The organism is Ferrovibrio sp. GW821-FHT12B10 (genome assembly GCF_058807515.1).
In genome coordinates, this window is the sequence record NZ_JBXAQT010000001.1 from 682,886 (window position 1) to 699,780 (window position 16,895).

At 64.4% G+C, this 16,895-nt stretch carries 14 protein-coding genes and 1 tRNA gene; 4 read left to right on the plus strand and 11 right to left on the minus strand.

The window, feature by feature from the left end; translation table 11 throughout:
- Positions 1-145: 145 nt before the first annotated feature.
- Entirely contained in the window at positions 146-769 is a 624-nt protein-coding gene (locus tag AC1RRT_RS03555) for an ATP-dependent Clp protease proteolytic subunit (protein WP_493012326.1), read from the plus strand.
- Between the two features lie 68 nt (positions 770-837).
- Here the strand turns inward: AC1RRT_RS03555 and AC1RRT_RS03560 are convergent, their stop codons facing one another.
- The 3 genes from AC1RRT_RS03560 to hflK are packed head-to-tail and all read right to left on the minus strand — an operon-like array spanning position 838 to position 4,476.
- Entirely contained in the window at positions 838-2,364 is a 1,527-nt protein-coding gene (locus tag AC1RRT_RS03560) for a DegQ family serine endoprotease (RefSeq protein ID WP_493012327.1), read from the minus strand.
- Between the two features lie 45 nt (positions 2,365-2,409).
- Positions 2,410-3,300 carry a protease modulator HflC gene (gene hflC, locus AC1RRT_RS03565; RefSeq protein ID WP_493012328.1) on the minus strand — a complete coding sequence of 297 codons (891 nt, stop codon included), beginning with the start codon at positions 3,298-3,300 and terminating at the stop codon, positions 2,410-2,412.
- A 12-nt stretch (positions 3,301-3,312) separates the two neighbouring features.
- Complete coding sequence (gene hflK, locus AC1RRT_RS03570) at positions 3,313-4,476, minus strand: FtsH protease activity modulator HflK (RefSeq protein WP_493012329.1); 1,164 nt, start codon at positions 4,474-4,476, stop codon at positions 3,313-3,315.
- Positions 4,477-4,713: 237 nt separating this feature from the next.
- On the opposite strand from hflK, the gene apbC reads away from it, so the two are divergent.
- Entirely contained in the window at positions 4,714-5,889 is a 1,176-nt protein-coding gene (gene apbC / locus AC1RRT_RS03575) for an iron-sulfur cluster carrier protein ApbC (RefSeq protein WP_493012330.1), read from the plus strand.
- 9 nt (positions 5,890-5,898) lie between these two features.
- Here apbC and AC1RRT_RS03580 read toward each other — a convergent pair whose 3' ends face one another.
- From AC1RRT_RS03580 to AC1RRT_RS03605, 6 genes are all read right to left on the minus strand, one after another.
- Positions 5,899-6,114, minus strand: coding sequence for a hypothetical protein (locus AC1RRT_RS03580; protein WP_493012331.1), 216 nt, complete (start codon positions 6,112-6,114; stop codon positions 5,899-5,901).
- Between the two features lie 238 nt (positions 6,115-6,352).
- A complete protein-coding gene (gene ppdK, locus AC1RRT_RS03585; protein ID WP_493012332.1) occupies positions 6,353-9,223 on the minus strand; it encodes a pyruvate, phosphate dikinase in 2,871 nt (956 codons plus the stop codon).
- 7 nt (positions 9,224-9,230) lie between these two features.
- Positions 9,231-11,306: a glycine--tRNA ligase subunit beta gene (gene glyS, locus AC1RRT_RS03590; protein WP_493012333.1), complete on the minus strand. Its 2,076-nt coding sequence runs from the start codon at positions 11,304-11,306 to the stop codon at positions 9,231-9,233.
- Complete coding sequence (locus AC1RRT_RS03595) at positions 11,307-12,209, minus strand: glycine--tRNA ligase subunit alpha (RefSeq protein ID WP_493012334.1); 903 nt, start codon at positions 12,207-12,209, stop codon at positions 11,307-11,309.
- Between the two features lie 107 nt (positions 12,210-12,316).
- Positions 12,317-12,544, minus strand: coding sequence for a hypothetical protein (locus AC1RRT_RS03600; RefSeq protein ID WP_493012335.1), 228 nt, complete (start codon positions 12,542-12,544; stop codon positions 12,317-12,319).
- 64 nt (positions 12,545-12,608) lie between these two features.
- Positions 12,609-13,355, minus strand: coding sequence for a tRNA1(Val) (adenine(37)-N6)-methyltransferase (locus AC1RRT_RS03605; RefSeq protein ID WP_493012336.1), 747 nt, complete (start codon positions 13,353-13,355; stop codon positions 12,609-12,611).
- 191 nt (positions 13,356-13,546) lie between these two features.
- On the opposite strand from AC1RRT_RS03605, the gene AC1RRT_RS03610 reads away from it, so the two are divergent.
- Both AC1RRT_RS03610 and AC1RRT_RS03615 read left to right on the plus strand, forming a co-directional pair.
- A complete protein-coding gene (locus AC1RRT_RS03610; protein WP_493015127.1) occupies positions 13,547-14,485 on the plus strand; it encodes a polyprenyl synthetase family protein in 939 nt (312 codons plus the stop codon).
- A gap of 120 nt (positions 14,486-14,605) precedes the next feature.
- Positions 14,606-14,682, plus strand: a tRNA-Pro gene (locus AC1RRT_RS03615).
- A 25-nt stretch (positions 14,683-14,707) separates the two neighbouring features.
- On the opposite strand, the gene AC1RRT_RS03620 is transcribed toward AC1RRT_RS03615, so the two are convergent.
- Entirely contained in the window at positions 14,708-15,616 is a 909-nt protein-coding gene (locus AC1RRT_RS03620; RefSeq protein WP_493012337.1) for a DMT family transporter, read from the minus strand.
- 80 nt (positions 15,617-15,696) lie between these two features.
- Positions 15,697-16,878, minus strand: coding sequence for an ABC transporter substrate-binding protein (locus AC1RRT_RS03625; RefSeq protein WP_493012338.1), 1,182 nt, complete (start codon positions 16,876-16,878; stop codon positions 15,697-15,699).
- Positions 16,879-16,895: the final 17 nt, after the last annotated feature.

Below are 16,895 nucleotides of genomic sequence, written 5' to 3' on the forward strand. Positions count from 1 at the left end.
TAGATCGGTAAAGCCTAACGGAAAAGCCGGGCTTTTGCCTAGCGGCAGGCGGGAGTAGCCCCGGCCTGAGCCTTGCACCCCGCCCCGGCCGCAAAGATACTGGGTCCAAGAGACTGGACGGCCTTTTACAGGAGCATTTTGCAGCATGCTGAACCGCATTACCCGCATGGATGATGACGAGCCGGAAAAGAACGGCGAGAGCGACAAGGAAAAGGTCCGCGACAAGACCCCGGCCATCGAGGAGCGCCTATTCAAGGCGCGCACCATCCTGATCTTCGGCGGCATCGATCAGAAGCTGGCCAAGGAAGTGTCGGCCCGCCTGCTGGCCCTGCAGTCGGCCGGCGACGAACCGATCACCATTTACATCAACAGCCAGGGCGGCCATGTCGAGTCCGGCGACACGATCTATGACATGATCAAGTTCGTGAAGCCCGATGTGCGCGTGGTCGGCACCGGCTGGGTCGCCTCGGCCGGCGCACTCATCTATGCCGCCGCCAAGAAGGAAAACCGCTTCGCGCTGCCCAACACCCGCTTCCTGCTGCACCAGCCGTCCGGCGGCGCCGGCGGCACGGCGGCCGACGTGGCCATCCAGGCGAAGGAAATCATCCGCATGCGCAAGCGGCTGAATGAAATCTTCGCCCGCGAGACCGGCCAGACGCTGGAGCGCGTGGAGAAGGACACCGACCGCGACTACTGGATGAGCGCCGAGCAGGCCGTGGAATACGGCCTTGTCGGCAAGGTGGTCCAGAACGCCCGCGAGATCGACTGATCCGCCACGGGTACGAAACGAAAAAGGCCGGCTAAAAAGCCGGCCTTTTTTATTGGGATCGCAAACTTTTACGACTTGAGCGGCACGGGTACGAAACGCGGCTCGCCGCCGCGCTGGATCTGCAACAGCGCCACCTTGCGCTTGGCGTCCTTGAGCGCCTTGAGCATCTCGACCGCGTCGTCGGTGTTGCGGATTTCCGACTGCGCCATCTCGATGATCACGTCGCCGACACGCACGTCGCGCTTGGCGGCCGGGCCATCAGGTTCAACATCGGTGATCACCACGCCCTTCACGTCATCCTTGATGTCGTGCTTCTGGCGCAGTTCCTTGTTGAGGGCCGAAACCCGTACGCCCAGATCGGCCAGATCGGTCTCATTGCGGCCAGGCTTGCCGCGGGCGGTATCCTGCTTCTGGGTGCTTTCCTGCTTGGCCGAAGCCAGCGCGGCCTCCAACTCGCCCAGGGTCGCCTTCACCGTCTGCTTCTTGCCCTTGCGGATGAACTCCACATTCACCGCCTTGCCCACCGGCGTTTCGGCGACGCTGCGGGTCAGCGCATTGGTGCTGGCAATCGTCTTGCCGTCGAAGCCGACAATCACGTCGCCTGAATCAATACCGGCCTTCTGGGCCGGACCGCCGGGCACCACCTTGGCGACCAGGGCGCCGCGCGCCTGCTGCAGGCCGAGCGCCTCGACCATCTCGTCGGTGACGGACTGGATCTGCACGCCGAGCCAGCCGCGCTTGGTGCGGCCGAATTCGATCAGCTGCTGCGCCACCGGGCGGGCGAGATTGGCCGGCACGGCGAAGCCGATGCCGATCGAGCCGCCCGACTGCGAGAAGATCGCGGTGTTGATGCCGATGACATTGCCGTCCTTGTCGAACAGCGGGCCACCGGAGTTGCCCTTGTTGATCGAGGCATCGGTCTGGATGAAGTCATCGTAGCGGCCAGCGTTGATGTCGCGGCCACGCGCCGAGATGATGCCGGCGGTGACGGTGCCACCCAGGCCGAAGGGATTGCCGATCGCCAGCGTCCACTGGCCGACGCGGATCTTTTCCGAGTCACCCCAGTTGACGGCGGTCAGCGTGCGGCCCTTGGGCTCGACCTTCAGCACGGCGATATCCACTTCCGGATCGCGGCCGACGATCTTGGCTTCCAGTTCGGTGTTGTCGTGCAGGATGACGCGCACCTGATCGGCATCGGCGATCACGTGGTTGTTGGTCACCACATAGCCGCGGGCATCGACAATGAAGCCCGAACCCAGCGACGAAACCTGGCGCGGCGGACGGTTGCCCTCGCCGCGCTGCTGGCGCTCGAAGAACTCCTTGAAGAAGTCCTCGAACGGCGAGCCCGGCGGGAACTGCGGCAGGCCTTCCGGCATGCCGCCGCGATTCTGCACCGTCTGCGTGGTCGAGATATTGACCACCGCCGGCAGCAGTTTCTCGGCCAGATCGGCGAAGTCGCCTTCCGGCGCGCGCGCCAGAGCCGGGCTCAGGGCGGAACCGAAGACGACGCTGACCGCCAGACCGGCGGCCAGCACCCGATTCAGGACCGGTCGCAACACCGGACGTAACAGGGACGTCGGCAGAATGGCATTCATGGCAACCTCCTCGCGAACGGACCCGCCGCCGCGATCATGCAACACTTAACGCTGGGGCGCCCGACGCGGCGTGCCGGTCGGATTCTCGAAATACCGGAAGAACTCCGAATCCGGCGACAGCACCATGGTGGTGTCAGCCGGCGTCAACACCTTGGTATAGGCCTGCAGCGACCGGTAGAAGTTATAGAACTCCGGGTCCTTGTTGGCCGCCTCGGCGAAAATCTTGGTGCGCTCGGCATCGCCTTCACCACGCAGGATTTCCGACTTGCGACGCGCGTCGGCAATCAGAATCGTGCGCTGACGCTCAGCCTCGGCGCGAATGCGCTCCGCCAGCTCGAAGCCGGTGGCGCGCTGTTCGTTGGCCTCGCGCTGACGTTCGGTCTGCATGCGGCGGAAGATCGCCTGGCTGATGGTATCGGGGAAGTCAGCGCGCTTGATGCGCACGTCGACCAGCTCGATGCCCAGACGGCGGGAGTCTTCCTGCAGCGTGTTGGTCACCTGCTGCATGGCCTGCGGACGATCGCCCGAGATCACGCTGGCGGCATCCAGACGGCCAAAGGCGCCGCGGAAGGCGTTGGCCACCGAGGGCGCAAGACGGCCGCGCAGGCCGAGTTCGTTGCGGACGGTCTGATAGAACAGCAACGGATTGACGATCTTGTAGCGCACGAAGCTGTCCACCACGAGGCGGCGCTGGTCGCTGGTGAGGATTTCCTCAGGCTGCGCATCAAGGCCGAGGATGCGCTTATCGAAGTAAACGACATCTTGGATCAGCGGGATTTTCACATTCAGGCCCGGCTCGGTGATGACCCGGCGCGGATCGCCGAACTGCACCACCAGCGCCTGCTGGGCCTGATGCACGGTGAAGAGCGCGCCGCGCAGCAGGAAACCGGCCGCAACGACGACGATGACGATGATGGTGAGGAGAGAGCGGTTCATCTGGGTATCTCCTCAGCGCTGCGGCTGCGCCGCGGGCGCCGCCTTCTTCTGCAGCTCAGGCAGCGGCAGATACGGCACGACGCCGCTGCCGTTGCCATGGCCGTCGACGATCACCTTGTTGGTGCCGCGCATGATCTGTTCCATGGTTTCCAGGTACATGCGCTTGGTGGTGACGTCCTTGGCCAGGCGATATTCGTTGTAGACCTGGGTGAAGCGGCTGGCATCGCCCTGCGCGTTGGCGATGGTCTCCTGCTTGTAGGCTTCTGCCTGCTGCAGCAGACGCTGCACCTCGCCGCGGGCGCGCGGCACGATGTCATTGCGGTAGGCTTCCGCCTCGTTCTGCGTCCGCTCGCGGTCGGCCTGGGCCGACTGCACGTCGCGGAAGGCATCCAGCACCGACGACGGCGGCTCGGTGCGCTGCAGGGCCACCTGGGTGACCACCACGCCGGCGCCATAGCCGTCCAGCACCGCCTGCATCACGCGACGGGTGTCGTCGGCGATCTTGGTGCGGCCTTCAGTGAGGATGAACTGGATGTTGTTCTTGCCGACCACTTCGCGGATGGCGCTTTCCGCCACCTGCTTGATGGTGCGCGAGGGATCGACCACGTTGAACAGGTACTGGCCGGCATCCTTCACCTGCCATAGCACGGTAAAGTCGATGTCAACGATGTTTTCATCGCCGGTCAGCATCAGGCTTTCCTCCGGCACGTCGCGCTGCTGCGCGCCGCGGGTGGGAGAATCGCCCAGGCTGCGGAAACCGATCTCTTCACGGTTCACCGACGTCACCTTCGGCGTCAGCACGCTGTCGACCGGCCAGGGCAGGCGATAGCGCAGGCCCGGCTCCGTCACGGCATGCACCTTGCCGAAGCGCAGCACCACGCCCTGTTCGTCGGTATCGACGCGGTAGAAGCCAGTGCCGAGCCAGATGGCCACGGCCACCAGGATCAGCAGCAGGATGCCGCGACCGGAAACGTCGCCGCCGGGCAGCATGCCGCGGAAGCGGTCCTGCCCCTTGCGGAGAATATCTTCAAGACTGGGGGGATTGGGGCCGCCGAAGCCACCACCACCGCCGCCGCCATTGGGACCATTCCCACGGGGACCCTGGCCCCAAGGCCCGCGACCACCGCCGCCTCCGCCTTGCCAACCGCCGCCACCACCTTGATTGCTCCAGGGCATCCCACTGTCCTTCTTTGCCGAAACCGTCTCGCGATTTGGGGCTTGTTACCGGGCTTATGCGCCCGTGAGTGTATCAGACCGCCTGCCGGGGTCAGAGTGCCCAGCCCGCCTTTTGCCTGCCTGTTTGACCGGTGAATTGCCCTGCCCCCGCCCCCGCGATATATCAATCACTTGGCGCAAGCTTGGCACTGCCAGCCGCTGATCAAGAATATTGGAACGTTTACAGGGATTTCAAGCATGACCGGGCTGACAGAAGCGCAGATCCTAGGCGCACTGCGCGATGTGGTAGACACCGATCATGGCAAGAATGTGGTCGATCTCGGCATGGTGACCGGTCTGGTCATCAAGGGCGGGAATGTCGGTTTCGTGCTGGAAGTGCCCGCCCAGGAGGGTCCACGCAAGGAACCGCTGCGCAAGGCGGCCGAACAGGCGGTCGCCGCGCTGCCCGGCGTCACCTCGGCCACCGTGGTTCTGACCGCCGAAACCCGGGGCAAAGGTGGCGGCGCGGCACAACCTGCCGCCCACAGCCATGCCGGGCATGACCATGCCGGCCACAGCCATGGTCCGGCCAAGGCGCCCGCTGGCGGTAAACCGGAAGTGAGCGCCCGGCCGGCCATCCCGGGCATCAAATCGATCATTGCCGTCGCCTCGGGCAAGGGCGGCGTGGGCAAGTCCACCACCGCCGTCAACCTGGCGCTGGCGCTGGCGCAGACCGGCAAGAAGGTCGGACTGCTGGATGCCGATATCTACGGCCCATCCCTGCCGCGCATGATGGGCATCACCGGCAAGCCGAACTCGCCCGACGGCAAGCGCCTGCATCCCCTGCAGGGCTGGGGCATTCCCTGCATGTCGATGGGCTTCCTGGTGCCGGAAGACACGCCGATGATCTGGCGCGGCCCGATGGTGATGAGCGCGCTGGAACAGATGCTGCGCGACGTGGAATGGGGCGAGCTGGACATACTGGTGGTGGACATGCCGCCGGGCACCGGCGACGCCCAGTTGACCATGGCGCAGCGCGTGCCGCTGGCCGGCGCGGTGATCGTCTCGACCCCGCAGGACATTGCACTGCTGGACGCGCGCAAGGGTCTGAACATGTTCCGCCGCGTCGACGTGCCCGTGTTGGGCATCGTTGAGAATATGAGCTACTTCTGCTGCCCGAACTGCGGCCATCGCAGCGACATCTTCGCTCATGGTGGCGCGCGCAGGACAGCCGAGGAGCTGGGCTGCGACTTCCTGGGCGAACTGCCGCTGAAGATCGAAATCCGCGAAACCAGCGATGGCGGCACACCGATCGTGGCCTCGATGCCGGACAGCGAGGAAGCGAAGGCCTATCGCGCGATTGCGGCGAAGGTGGCGGAAAAAATCGACCGCGACGCGGCGGCCAGCCGCATGCCGCGCATCACGATCCAATAGGCGAAAGAATTAGGCCGCGCAGAGCGTGGCGCCGGCATTGTCCTGCAGGGCAGCGACGACAATGCGGCGCAGGGCTTTCAGTTCGGCAAGCACGGCCTGCGGCAGATCAGCCGCCGCACCCTCGATGAGCTGGCAGATGGCCTGGCAAATCGCAGCGACACGCATATGGCCGCAGGCGATGCTGAGGGGGTGAAGCTGCTGCATGATGCGACGGATGCGCGTCATGGCTGTCGGCTCCGAAGCGGCCTCTTCCAGAGCCCAGAGGGCACACTCTGTATTCATTTGCAGGACAGCGGCAAAGTGACTGCGGTTGAACGCGCTGGAATCCAGGAAGTTGATCGGCTCGCCGGCCATGGTGCCCTCGGAATTTTGACGGAAAACGGCGCCGGTGAACCCGGCGCCGTTTCTTTTACCCGTTCATCCCGCCCGGCAAATGTTACTTCACGGGCACGTTACGTGTTGATTAGGCCTCGCTGGCCTTTTCCTCGGAAATCGCGGCCTGCGCCGCCGCCAGGCGGGCGATCGGCACGCGATAGGGCGAGCAGGACACGTAGTCCAGGCCGGCATTGTGGCAGAAGCGGACCGAGGACGGATCGCCGCCATGCTCGCCGCAGATGCCCAGCTTGATGTCCTTGCGGGTGCTGCGGCCGCGCTCGGCGGCCATCCGCACAAGCTCGCCCACGCCATTCTGGTCGATGGTGACGAAGGGATCGCGCTCGAAGATGCCGGCTTTCAGGTAGTCGTCCATGAACAGCGCCGAGTCATCGCGGCTGATGCCCAGCGTGGTCTGGGTCAGGTCGTTGGTGCCGAAGGAGAAGAACTCCGCCGTCTCGGCGATGTCGGCCGCACGCAGAGCCGCACGCGGCAGCTCGATCATGGTGCCGACCAGATACTTCACCTTCTTGCCCTGCTCCTTGAAGACGGCGGCGGCGACGGCGTCGACGCGGATCTTCAGGAAGTCCATTTCGGCCTTGGTGGCGACCAGCGGGATCATCACTTCCGGCTCGACCGGCTTGCCGCCAGCCTTGGACACCTGCACGGCCGCCTCGAAGATGGCGCGCGCCTGCATCTCGTAGATTTCCGGATAGCTGATGCCGAGGCGGCAGCCGCGATGGCCGAGCATCGGGTTGGTCTCTTCCAGCGCCTTCTTGCGCTCCTTCAGCGCATCGACGCTGAGGCCGGTGCCGCGGGCGACGGCGTCGAAATCGGCGTCGCTCTTGGGCAGGAATTCATGCAGCGGCGGATCGAGCAGGCGGATCGTGACCGGGCGGCCGGCCATGATCTTGAACAGCTGGATGAAGTCGTCGCGCTGCATCGGCAGGATCTTGGCCAGCGCCTTCTTGCGACCCTCGACGGCCGGCGAGAGGATCATCTCGCGCACCGCAGTGATGCGGTCGGCATCGAAGAACATATGCTCGGTGCGGCACAGGCCGATGCCTTCGCAGCCGAAGCGCACGGCGGTCTCGGCGTCGGCCGGGGTCTCGGCATTGGTGCGGACCTTCAGCTTGCGCAGCTTGTCGGCCCAGCCCATCAGCAGGCCGAAATCACCCGAGAGCTGCGGCTCGATCATCGGCATGACGCCAAGGATCACTTCGCCGGTCGAACCGTCGATGGTGATGACGTCGCCCTTATTGACGACAACATCGCCCGCCGTCATACGGCCGGCAGCGTAATCGATGCGGATGCCGCCGGCGCCCGAGACGCAGGGACGGCCCATGCCGCGCGCCACGACGGCGGCGTGACTGGTGGTGCCGCCGCGCGCGGTCAGAATGCCCTTGGCGGCATGCATGCCATGGATGTCTTCCGGCGAGGTTTCGACGCGCACGAGGATGACGGCTTCGCCCTTGGCGGCCCACTGTTCGGCCTCATCGGCCAGGAACACGGCCTTGCCCGAGGCCGCGCCGGGCGAAGCGGCCAGCCCCTTGGCGATCACCTTGCGCTCGGCCTTCGGATCGGGCGTGGGATGCAGCAGCTGGTCCAGCGACGAGGGCTCAACGCGCTCGATGGCTTCGGCCTGGCTGATCAGCTTTTCCTTCACCATGTCGACGGCGATCTTGATCGCGGCCTTGGCGGTGCGCTTGCCCGAACGGGTCTGCAGCATCCACAGCTTGCCCTGCTGGACCGTGAACTCGATGTCCTGCATGTCGCGGTAGTGCTTTTCCAGCTTCACGAAGACGTCGACCAACTGCTTGAAGGTGGCCGGCATGGTCTCCTGCATGGAGGGCATCTCGTTGCCCACCTTCAGGCGCGACTCTTTCGTAAGCTGCTGCGGGGTGCGGATGCCGGCAACGACGTCCTCGCCCTGCGCATTGATCAGGTATTCGCCGTAATAGATCTTCTCGCCCGTCGACGGGTCACGGGTGAAGGCGACGCCGGTGCACGACGTATCACCCATGTTGCCGAACACCATCGCCTGCACGTTCACCGCCGTGCCCCAGGAGGCCGGAATGTTGTTCAGGCTGCGATAGGTAATGGCGCGCTGGTTCATCCAGCTGGAGAAGACGGCACCGATGGCGCCCCAGAGCTGGTCGCGCACATCCTGCGGGAAAGGCTTGCCCAGTTCCTGCTGTACCTTCTGCTTGTAGGCGGTGACGAGCTGCTTCCAGTCCTCGGCCTTCAGTTCGGTGTCGAGCGTGAGGCCATGCTCTTCCTTGTGCAGTTCGAGCAGTTCTTCGAAATGCTCGTGGCCGACATCGAGAACGACGTTGGAATACATCTGGATGAAGCGGCGATAGCTGTCCCAGGCGAAACGCTCGTTGCCCGAGAGCTTGGCCAGACCTTCGACGGTGACGTCGTTGAGGCCCAGATTCAGCACCGTGTCCATCATACCCGGCATCGAGGCGCGCGCGCCCGAGCGCACCGAAACCAGCAGCGGCTTCTTGGCGTCGCCGAACTTGGCGCCGGCCAGTTTTTCCACCTTGGCCAAAGCGGCATCGACTTGGCCCTTCAGCTCCTTGGGATACTGCTTGCCGTTCTTGTAATAGGCCGTGCAGACCTCGGTGGTGATGGTGAGGCCCGGAGGAACCGGCAGGCCGATATTCGACATCTCGGCCAGGTTTGCGCCCTTGCCACCCAGCAGGTTCTTCATGTCGGCGCGGCCTTCGGCCTTGCCGTCACCGAACGAATAAACCAGCTTGCCCTTCTGCGGCGCGGCGGCCTTCTTCACGGCAATCTTCTTCTTGACCGTTTTCTTCACGACCTTCTTCGGCACGGCCTTGCGGGCCTTTGCCTTGGTCTTCACCTTCGCCGCGCTCTTTGCTTTTGAACGGGCGGCCGGCTTGGCAGCCTTCTTGGCCTTGGTGGCAGTCTTCTTCTTCGGCTTGGGCTTGGCCATCGGTCTGTTACCCTTCGATCTGGGAGAAGTCGGCGATACGATCCATGCTTCCGGCTACGGCGGAGAGCAAACTCAAACGATTGCGACGCACGGCGGTGTCATCGGCATTCACGGTGACTTTTTCAAAGAAAACGTCGACCGGGGCACGAAGCCGCGCAAGTGTGGCAAGATAATGGCGGAAATCCGCTTCATCCTGTGTCTTTCCGGAGACCTCGCGGCCCAGCTCGCCCAAGGCGGCAACCAGCACCCGCTCTTCATCCAGCGCGATCAGGCCTCCGTCGACCTCACCCAGCTTCAGATCCGGGGTCTTTTTCATTTCGGCGCGCACAATGTTATTCGCCCGGCGATAAGCAACCAGCAGGTTGCCGCCATCTTCCTGTGACAGGAAGCCGCGGAGCGCTTCCACCTTGTTCAACACGCGCACCAGGTCATCATCCCCGCCCTTGGCGAAGACCGCGGCGACCAGGTCGTGACGCACGCCCTGCTCGCGCAGGTAAACCTTCAGGCGATCGACGAAGAACTGCATCAGCTCTTCGGCCGGATTGCGATCGCTGCCGGCCTGCACGATCTGCAGCGACAGCGCCGAGCGGAACAGCGCCCTCAGCGGCAGGGCCAGGCGGTTTTCCAGGATGATACGAATCACGCCCAGCGCCGCACGACGCAGCGCGAAGGGGTCTTTCGAGCCGGTCGGCTTCTCGTCGATGGCGAAGAAGCCGGCGAGCACGTCGATCTTGTCGGCCAGCGCCACAGCCATGGCGACCGGATCGGTCGGGCAGCGGTCATTCGGACCCTGCGGCGAATAATGCTGCGCGATGGCATCAGCCACGGCCGCGGGCTCGCCGTCATTCAGGGCGTAATAACGCCCCATGACGCCCTGCAGCTCGGGGAATTCACCCACCAGGCCGGAAACCAGATCGCCCTTGGCCAGTTTGGCCGCGCGGCGCGCCTGTTTCGCATCGGCGCCTTCGATGCCGCCGGCGATCTCGTAGGCCAGGCGTTCGACGCGCTCGACCTTCTGCGCCACGGTGCCCAGCTTGGCATGGAAGACGATGTCCTTCAGCGCCGGCAGGCGGCTTTCCAGCGTCGCCTTGCGATCCTGGTCCCAGAAGAACTTGGCGTCCGACAGGCGCGCATTCAGCACGCGCTCGTTGCCGGCGATCACCTGTTTGCCGCCATCATCGGTCAGCGTATTGGCGACGATGACGAAGCGCGGCGCCAGCGCGCCGTCCTTGGTATTGAGCGCGAAATACTTCTGGTGCGAACGCATCGTGGTGGTCAGCACCTCGCGCGGCACGTCCATGAACTGCTGTGGAATGCGGCCCAGCAGCACCACCGGCTGCTCGACCAGGCCGGTAACCTCGTCGGCCAGGCCCGGATCATCAACCAGTGTCAGCCCTTCGGCCGAGGCGGCGAAAGCGGCGTCCTTCAGCACAGCCGCACGACGTGCGGCGAAATCCGGCTCGACATAGGCGGCGCGCAGGCGGCGCAGATAATCGCTGGCGTCGCGCACGGCGAAGCGTTCCGGCGCCTGAAAGCGATGACCGCTGGTGCTGTCGCCGGCAGTGAGATGCCCGAACACAAACGGCACGGTCTCGCCTTCGAACAGTGCGATGATCGAATGCAGCGGACGCACCCAGCGCAGATCGTGATCGCTCCAGCGCATCGACTTCGGCCAGGGCAGCGCCGCGAGAGAGTCCGGCAGGATGCGCTTCAGCGCGTCCTTCGTGGCCTCGCCCGGCTTTTCCACGATGGCAAACCAGAATTCACCCTTGCCGGTGTCGCGCTTTTCGCACTGATCGAGCGAGGTCAGTCCGGCGCCACGCAGGAAGCCCTGCACAGCAGCGTCGGGGGAACCGACGCGAGGACCCTTCTTTTCTTCCTTCACATCAGCCTGCATGCGCGGCAGGCCCTTCACCACCAATGCCAGACGGCGCGGCGTGACATAAGCCTCGGATGCCTCAAACGTCAGACCGGCCTTTTTCAGGTTTTCGGTGACCAGACGCTGCAGGTCTTCGGCCGCACGCTGCTGCATGCGCGCGGGAATTTCTTCCGAATGGATTTCAAGCAGGAGTTCGCCGAGCATTTATGCTCCCCCCACCTTCTCTTCAGAGGGCAGATGGCCACGCGACCGCAGCCACTGGGTGCAACAGGCCTTGGCCAACGCGCGTACACGGCCGATATAAGCGGCGCGCTCAGTCACGCTGATGACGCCGCGCGCGTCCAGCAGGTTGAAGGTATGACTGGCCTTCATGCACTGATCATAGGCCGGCAGGGCCAGACCCTTCTCGATCAATGCATTGCATTCCTTTTCGACATCGGCGAAACGGCGGAATAGCTGCTCGGTGTCGGCATGCTCGAAATTGTAGGCAGAGAATTCGCGTTCGGCCTGATGGAAGACCTCGCCGTATTTCACGCCCTTGCCGTTGAAGTCGAGGTCGTAGACGTTGTCCTTGCCCTGCACGTACATGGCGAGGCGCTCGAGGCCATAGGTGATCTCGGCCGAGACGGGCGAGCAGTCATAGCCGCCAACCTGCTGGAAATAGGTGAACTGCGTTACCTCCATGCCGTCGCACCAGACTTCCCAGCCCAGACCCCAGGCGCCCAGCGTGGGGCTTTCCCAGTCGTCCTCGACGAAACGGATGTCATGGCGCTTGGAATCGATGCCCAGCGCAGCGAGCGAACCGAGATAGAGCTCCAGCACATTCGGCGGGCTCGGCTTCAGGATCACCTGAAACTGATAGTAATGCTGCAGGCGGTTCGGGTTCTCGCCATAGCGGCCATCCTTGGGACGGCGCGAAGGCTGCACATAGGCGGCATTCCAGGGCTCGGGGCCAAGGGCGCGCAGCGTGGTGGCAGGATGGAAGGTGCCGGCGCCCACTTCCATGTCGTAAGGCTGCAGCAGGACGCAGCCCTGACGTGCCCAATAGGTTTGCAACGTAAGGATCAGGTCCTGGAACGACGAAGCCGCGGCGTTGGTGGGCGCCATCGTTAAGTCCTTTGCGCTCTCGCCTGACGTGCGTTTAGGGGTGGCCGAAAAACGCGCGGACCATAGCCAGCGGAGCCCGGAGAATCAAGCCATTGAGGGCTTTAGACTTAAGCCGGACGGCACTCCGGACGGCCGCAGGTAGGGCCCGCCGTGTACGTTCCGCAGACCGGGCAAGGCTTCAAATCCTGCGCCGTGGCGGCAGCCGGCGGCGGGGCGGGCGGCGCCGGGGTCGGCGGGGGCGTGACAACCGACTTCTCGGCGGGCTTACGATTGACGTAGCGCCAGCCGTACCAAACGCCGGCAATCACCAGAATCAGCAGCAGATATTTCAACATGGGCGGATTCTGCGACCTTTGGCCATCCCGCCGCAAGGCCCGGGCACCCTCAGATCAAGCCGCCTCAGACCGGAAAGGCCACCCCGGTGCGCAGGACCGCCTCGATCTCGGGCAGATATTGTCCATCGGGCTGGTGCAAAACCACCCCGGCCTCCAGCATCAGCGGCGCCTTGCTGCCCTTCACGGCCCGCAGGATCACCCGCTTGGCCGGCTGGCCGGCCCGGGACATGAGCGGAATCACCCGAATCGACCCGGCCTTGCCGTTCAGCCCGCCGAGCAGATCCGCCAGGCGGTCGGCCTTGTGGATCAGGGTGAGGCTGCCGCCCGGCCTGGCATAGCGCAGCAGAGCGGCGATCCAGTGGCCCAGATCAGCCTCCTCGCCCTCGCTGCGCGCGGTGGCCCGACCGGCATGGGGCGAGGCGCGATGACGGGCCGCATCAAAGTATGGCGGGTTGGCGAAAACCTGATCGAAGCTGCCGGCCTCCAGTCCGGCCAGTGGCTGGCGGATGTCGCCAGCCTGTACGGTGAGGCGGTCGGCCATGCCGTTGTCGACAATGTTCTGCGCACAAAGCGCCACCAGGTCGGGCTGCAGTTCGATCCCGGTGACAGCGACCCCGGGGACACGGGCGGCGAGGCAGAGCATGCCCACGCCCGAGCCACAACCGAGCTCCAGCACGCGCTGGCCGGACTTGGCAGTCACGGCGGCAGCCAGCATCACGGCGTCGGCGCTGGCGCGCTGGCCCTCGCGCGGCTGGGTCAGGCGGATCAGACCGCCAAGCAGGTCATCGCAGGTGTGATCGCTATCAGGCATTTGATATGAAACGGAAACTTGGGTAGGAGCAGCGCTTGACCGGGTGGTCCAGCCCACTATGCTCCAGCCAGACGACCATACACAATACGGGCCAGGCCGCCGTGCAGACTGCCTCCAAACAGATCCAGAGCGTAACCGAGCCGGGCCGCAAGCCCAGCATCGAGCCGTTGCGCGCCCTGGTGGCAGCCGACATGGACGCCGTGAACCGCGAGATCATCGCGCGCATGGCCAGCGATGTCACCCTGATCCCGGAGCTGGCGAGCCACCTGATCGCCGCCGGCGGCAAAAGAATCCGCCCCCTGCTGACGCTCGGCTCGGCCCGGCTCTGCGGCTACGAGGGCAAGCATGACGTGCTGCTGGCCACCTGCGTCGAGTTCATCCATACCGCCACGCTGCTGCATGACGATGTGGTCGACGAGAGCGACCGCCGGCGCGGCAACGCCACTGCCAATGTGCTGTGGGGCAACCAGCCCTCGGTGCTGGTCGGCGACTTCCTGTTCACCCGCGCCTTCCAGCTGATGGTCGAGACCGGCTCGCTGGAAGTTCTGCGCATCCTGGCTGGTGCATCCTCCGAGATCGCCGAAGGCGAAGTGCTGCAGCTGGTCATCGCCAACGACACGACTTCGGCGGAAGCCGATTATCTCAAGGTGATCAAGGCCAAGACGGCCGCGCTGTTCGCGGCGGCCTGCCGCGTGGGCGCCGTGATCGCCGACCGCCCGCAGGCGGAAGCCCAGGCCATGGATGACTTCGGCCATAACCTCGGCATCGCCTTCCAACTGGTGGACGATGCGCTGGACTATGCCTCCGATGGCGAGACGCTGGGCAAGAACACCGGCGACGACTTCCGCGAGGGCAAAATCACGCTGCCGATCCTGCTCGCCATCGCCAAGGGCAATGAGGCCGAGAAGACCTTCTGGCGCCGCGTGATCGAGCGGCCCGAGGAACAGGTGCCGGAGGATTTCGCCCAAGCGCTCCGATATCTGGACCGCCACAGCGCGATCGAGGAAACCATGGCCCGGGCGCGTGCCTATGCCCAAAAGGCACGTCAGGCGCTGCAGGTGTTCAGCCCCGGACCGATGCGCGATGCGCTCGGCGAAGCGGTCGATTTCGCTGTCGAACGGGCGCTTTAAGCCATCCTTTAAGCCACTGGACGGCCAAGGCTTTCGGGCCGGCTGCTTTTCCCTCCGGAATACCCGGGACGCGCCTTGCGGGGGCCTGCCGCAGGCGCTATACAGTCGGCCCGCGCCGGTCGGAGCGTAGCTCAGCCTGGTAGAGCACTAGCTTCGGGAGCTAGGGGCCGGAGGTTCGAATCCTCTCGCTCCGACCAGCGCGCGGCTCTCCCGACAATCTCCCTATTCCGTAATCACCTGTGGCACCGGTGCGCGCTGCACCGTCTCGCGCCACAGGATGTAGAGCCCGCTGGCGATCACGATGGCGCAGCCGATCCAGGTCTGCAGATCGGGGAAGTCGCCCCAGATATACCAGCCAAACAGCACCGACCAGATCAGATGCGTGTAGTCGAAGGGCGCGGCCACCGAGGCCGGCGCCAGGCTGTAGCCGCGCGACATGCAAAACTGCGCCGCGCCGCCGATCAAGCCGACGCCGATCAGCAGCGGCAGGTCGCTCCAGGCCGGCGTCACCCAGAAGAACGGCAGCGCCAGACTGGTGAACAGCGTGCAGAAAGCGGTGAACCAGAAGGCGATGCTGGCGGCGGGCTCGGAGCGGCTGAGCTTTCTGATCTGGATCATCGCCAGCGCGTAGAAAAAGGTCGCCAGCACCACGATCAGCGCGCCGCTCTCCAGCATGCCGGCGCCCGGCCTGACGATCACGAGCATGCCAATGAAGCCGACAATAATAGCCGACCAGCGATGCAGCCCCACCTTCTCGCCCAGCAGCCAGACCGACAGGCAAGCGATGAAGATCGGCCCGGCGAAGGAAATCGCCGTCACATCGGCCAGCGGCATCAACGTGTAGGAAAAGAAGAAGCAGAGCATGGCGGCCAGGCCGAGCATCGAGCGCGCGCCATGCCCCATCAACTGCGTGGTGCGCAGCAGGGCAAAGCCGCCGGGGCTGCGCAACACCATGACCAGGATCGGCGGAAAGGCGCAGAGGCTGCGGAAGAACATGATCTGCACGGTGGGGTAACTCGCACCCAGCCACTTCACCAGCGTGTCCATACAGCCGAACAGCGACACCGCCATCAGCATGTAAACAATGCCGAGCGGCGTGTCGGAAACCTGTTTATACGGCAGCACGGACATGAGAGCGGACTTTGGCAAAAAAGAAGCGGCCCGGCTGGTTGTGCCATGCCGGGCCGCGGAATGCACGTCTCAGGATGCGGTCAGAAGGAGAGCGGCTCCGTCACCCGGCTCCAGCGGCCGTTCTTCACTTGCACCATGAAGACCGCATCGCTGCCGTGATGTTTATTCGGCCCGAAAGTCATCACCGGGCCGCCGAAGATGTCGGTATAGCCCTGGATCGATTCCATCGCCTTGAGGAAGCTCTCGGTGGTGAGGTCCTTGCCGGCGCGGTCCAGCCCCATGACGATCAGGTCAGCCGAGACATAGGAGAACTGCGCCGCCGGGTTGGGGTCGGTATTGTATTTGTTGCGATAGTTCTCGATCCAGTTGCGGATCGCCGGATTGGCAGAATCACGATACGGCGCCTCGATCTGGGTCATGACATACAACCCCTCGGTCGCGCCGCCCGGCGCGCTGGAAACATTCAGGTCGAAAGTGGCGATCGTCCCCACCATGTCGACATTCCAGCCCATCTTGCGCGCCGTGGTATAGGGCAGGATGCCGTCGCGCACGATCGCGCCCAACGCCACCAGGTCGCAACCCGAAGCCCGCAGCTTGGTGATCTGCGCCGAGAAATCGGTATCGGCCGGCTTGTGCGTGGTGGAATCGGTCAGCTTGACGTTCATCGCCGCCAACTGGTCGCGCACACCCTCGAAAACCTCCTTACCGTAATCGGTATCCTGGTAGAGCGCGCAGACATTCTTCTTGCCCTGCTTCTCGACGAAGTATTTCACCGCGCCGCGCATCTGGGCGTAATAGGACGCACCCGCCGCCCATTTCATCGGATGCAGCGGCTCGTAGAGCTGCTTGGCCCAACTTAAGGGGAAGAAGTTGGGGATGCCGGCCTTGAGCTGGTCGGGCATAACCGCATTGTTCATCGGCGTGCCGGCGCCAAGCAGCATCAGGAAGACCTTGTCACGGTTGATCAGCTTGTTCGCCGCCTGCACGGCGCGCGGCACCTGATACTGGCTGTCCTCAATGATGTAGCGGATCTTGCGGCCATGGATGCCGCCCTGGGCATTCACCTCATCGAAACGCATGCGCGCGGCATTGGAAGAATGCACGCCGAAGGCCGCCGCCACGCCCGACAGATCGGTATGCGTGCCGATGATGACTTCCGTCTTCGTCACGCCCTGCAGCTTCTGCGCCGCGACCGGTCCGACCGACAGGCCGCCGGCCACAAGAACGGCCATGGAGATGCCGAGTTTGCCCAAGATATTCATAATCCCTCCCGGTTTGT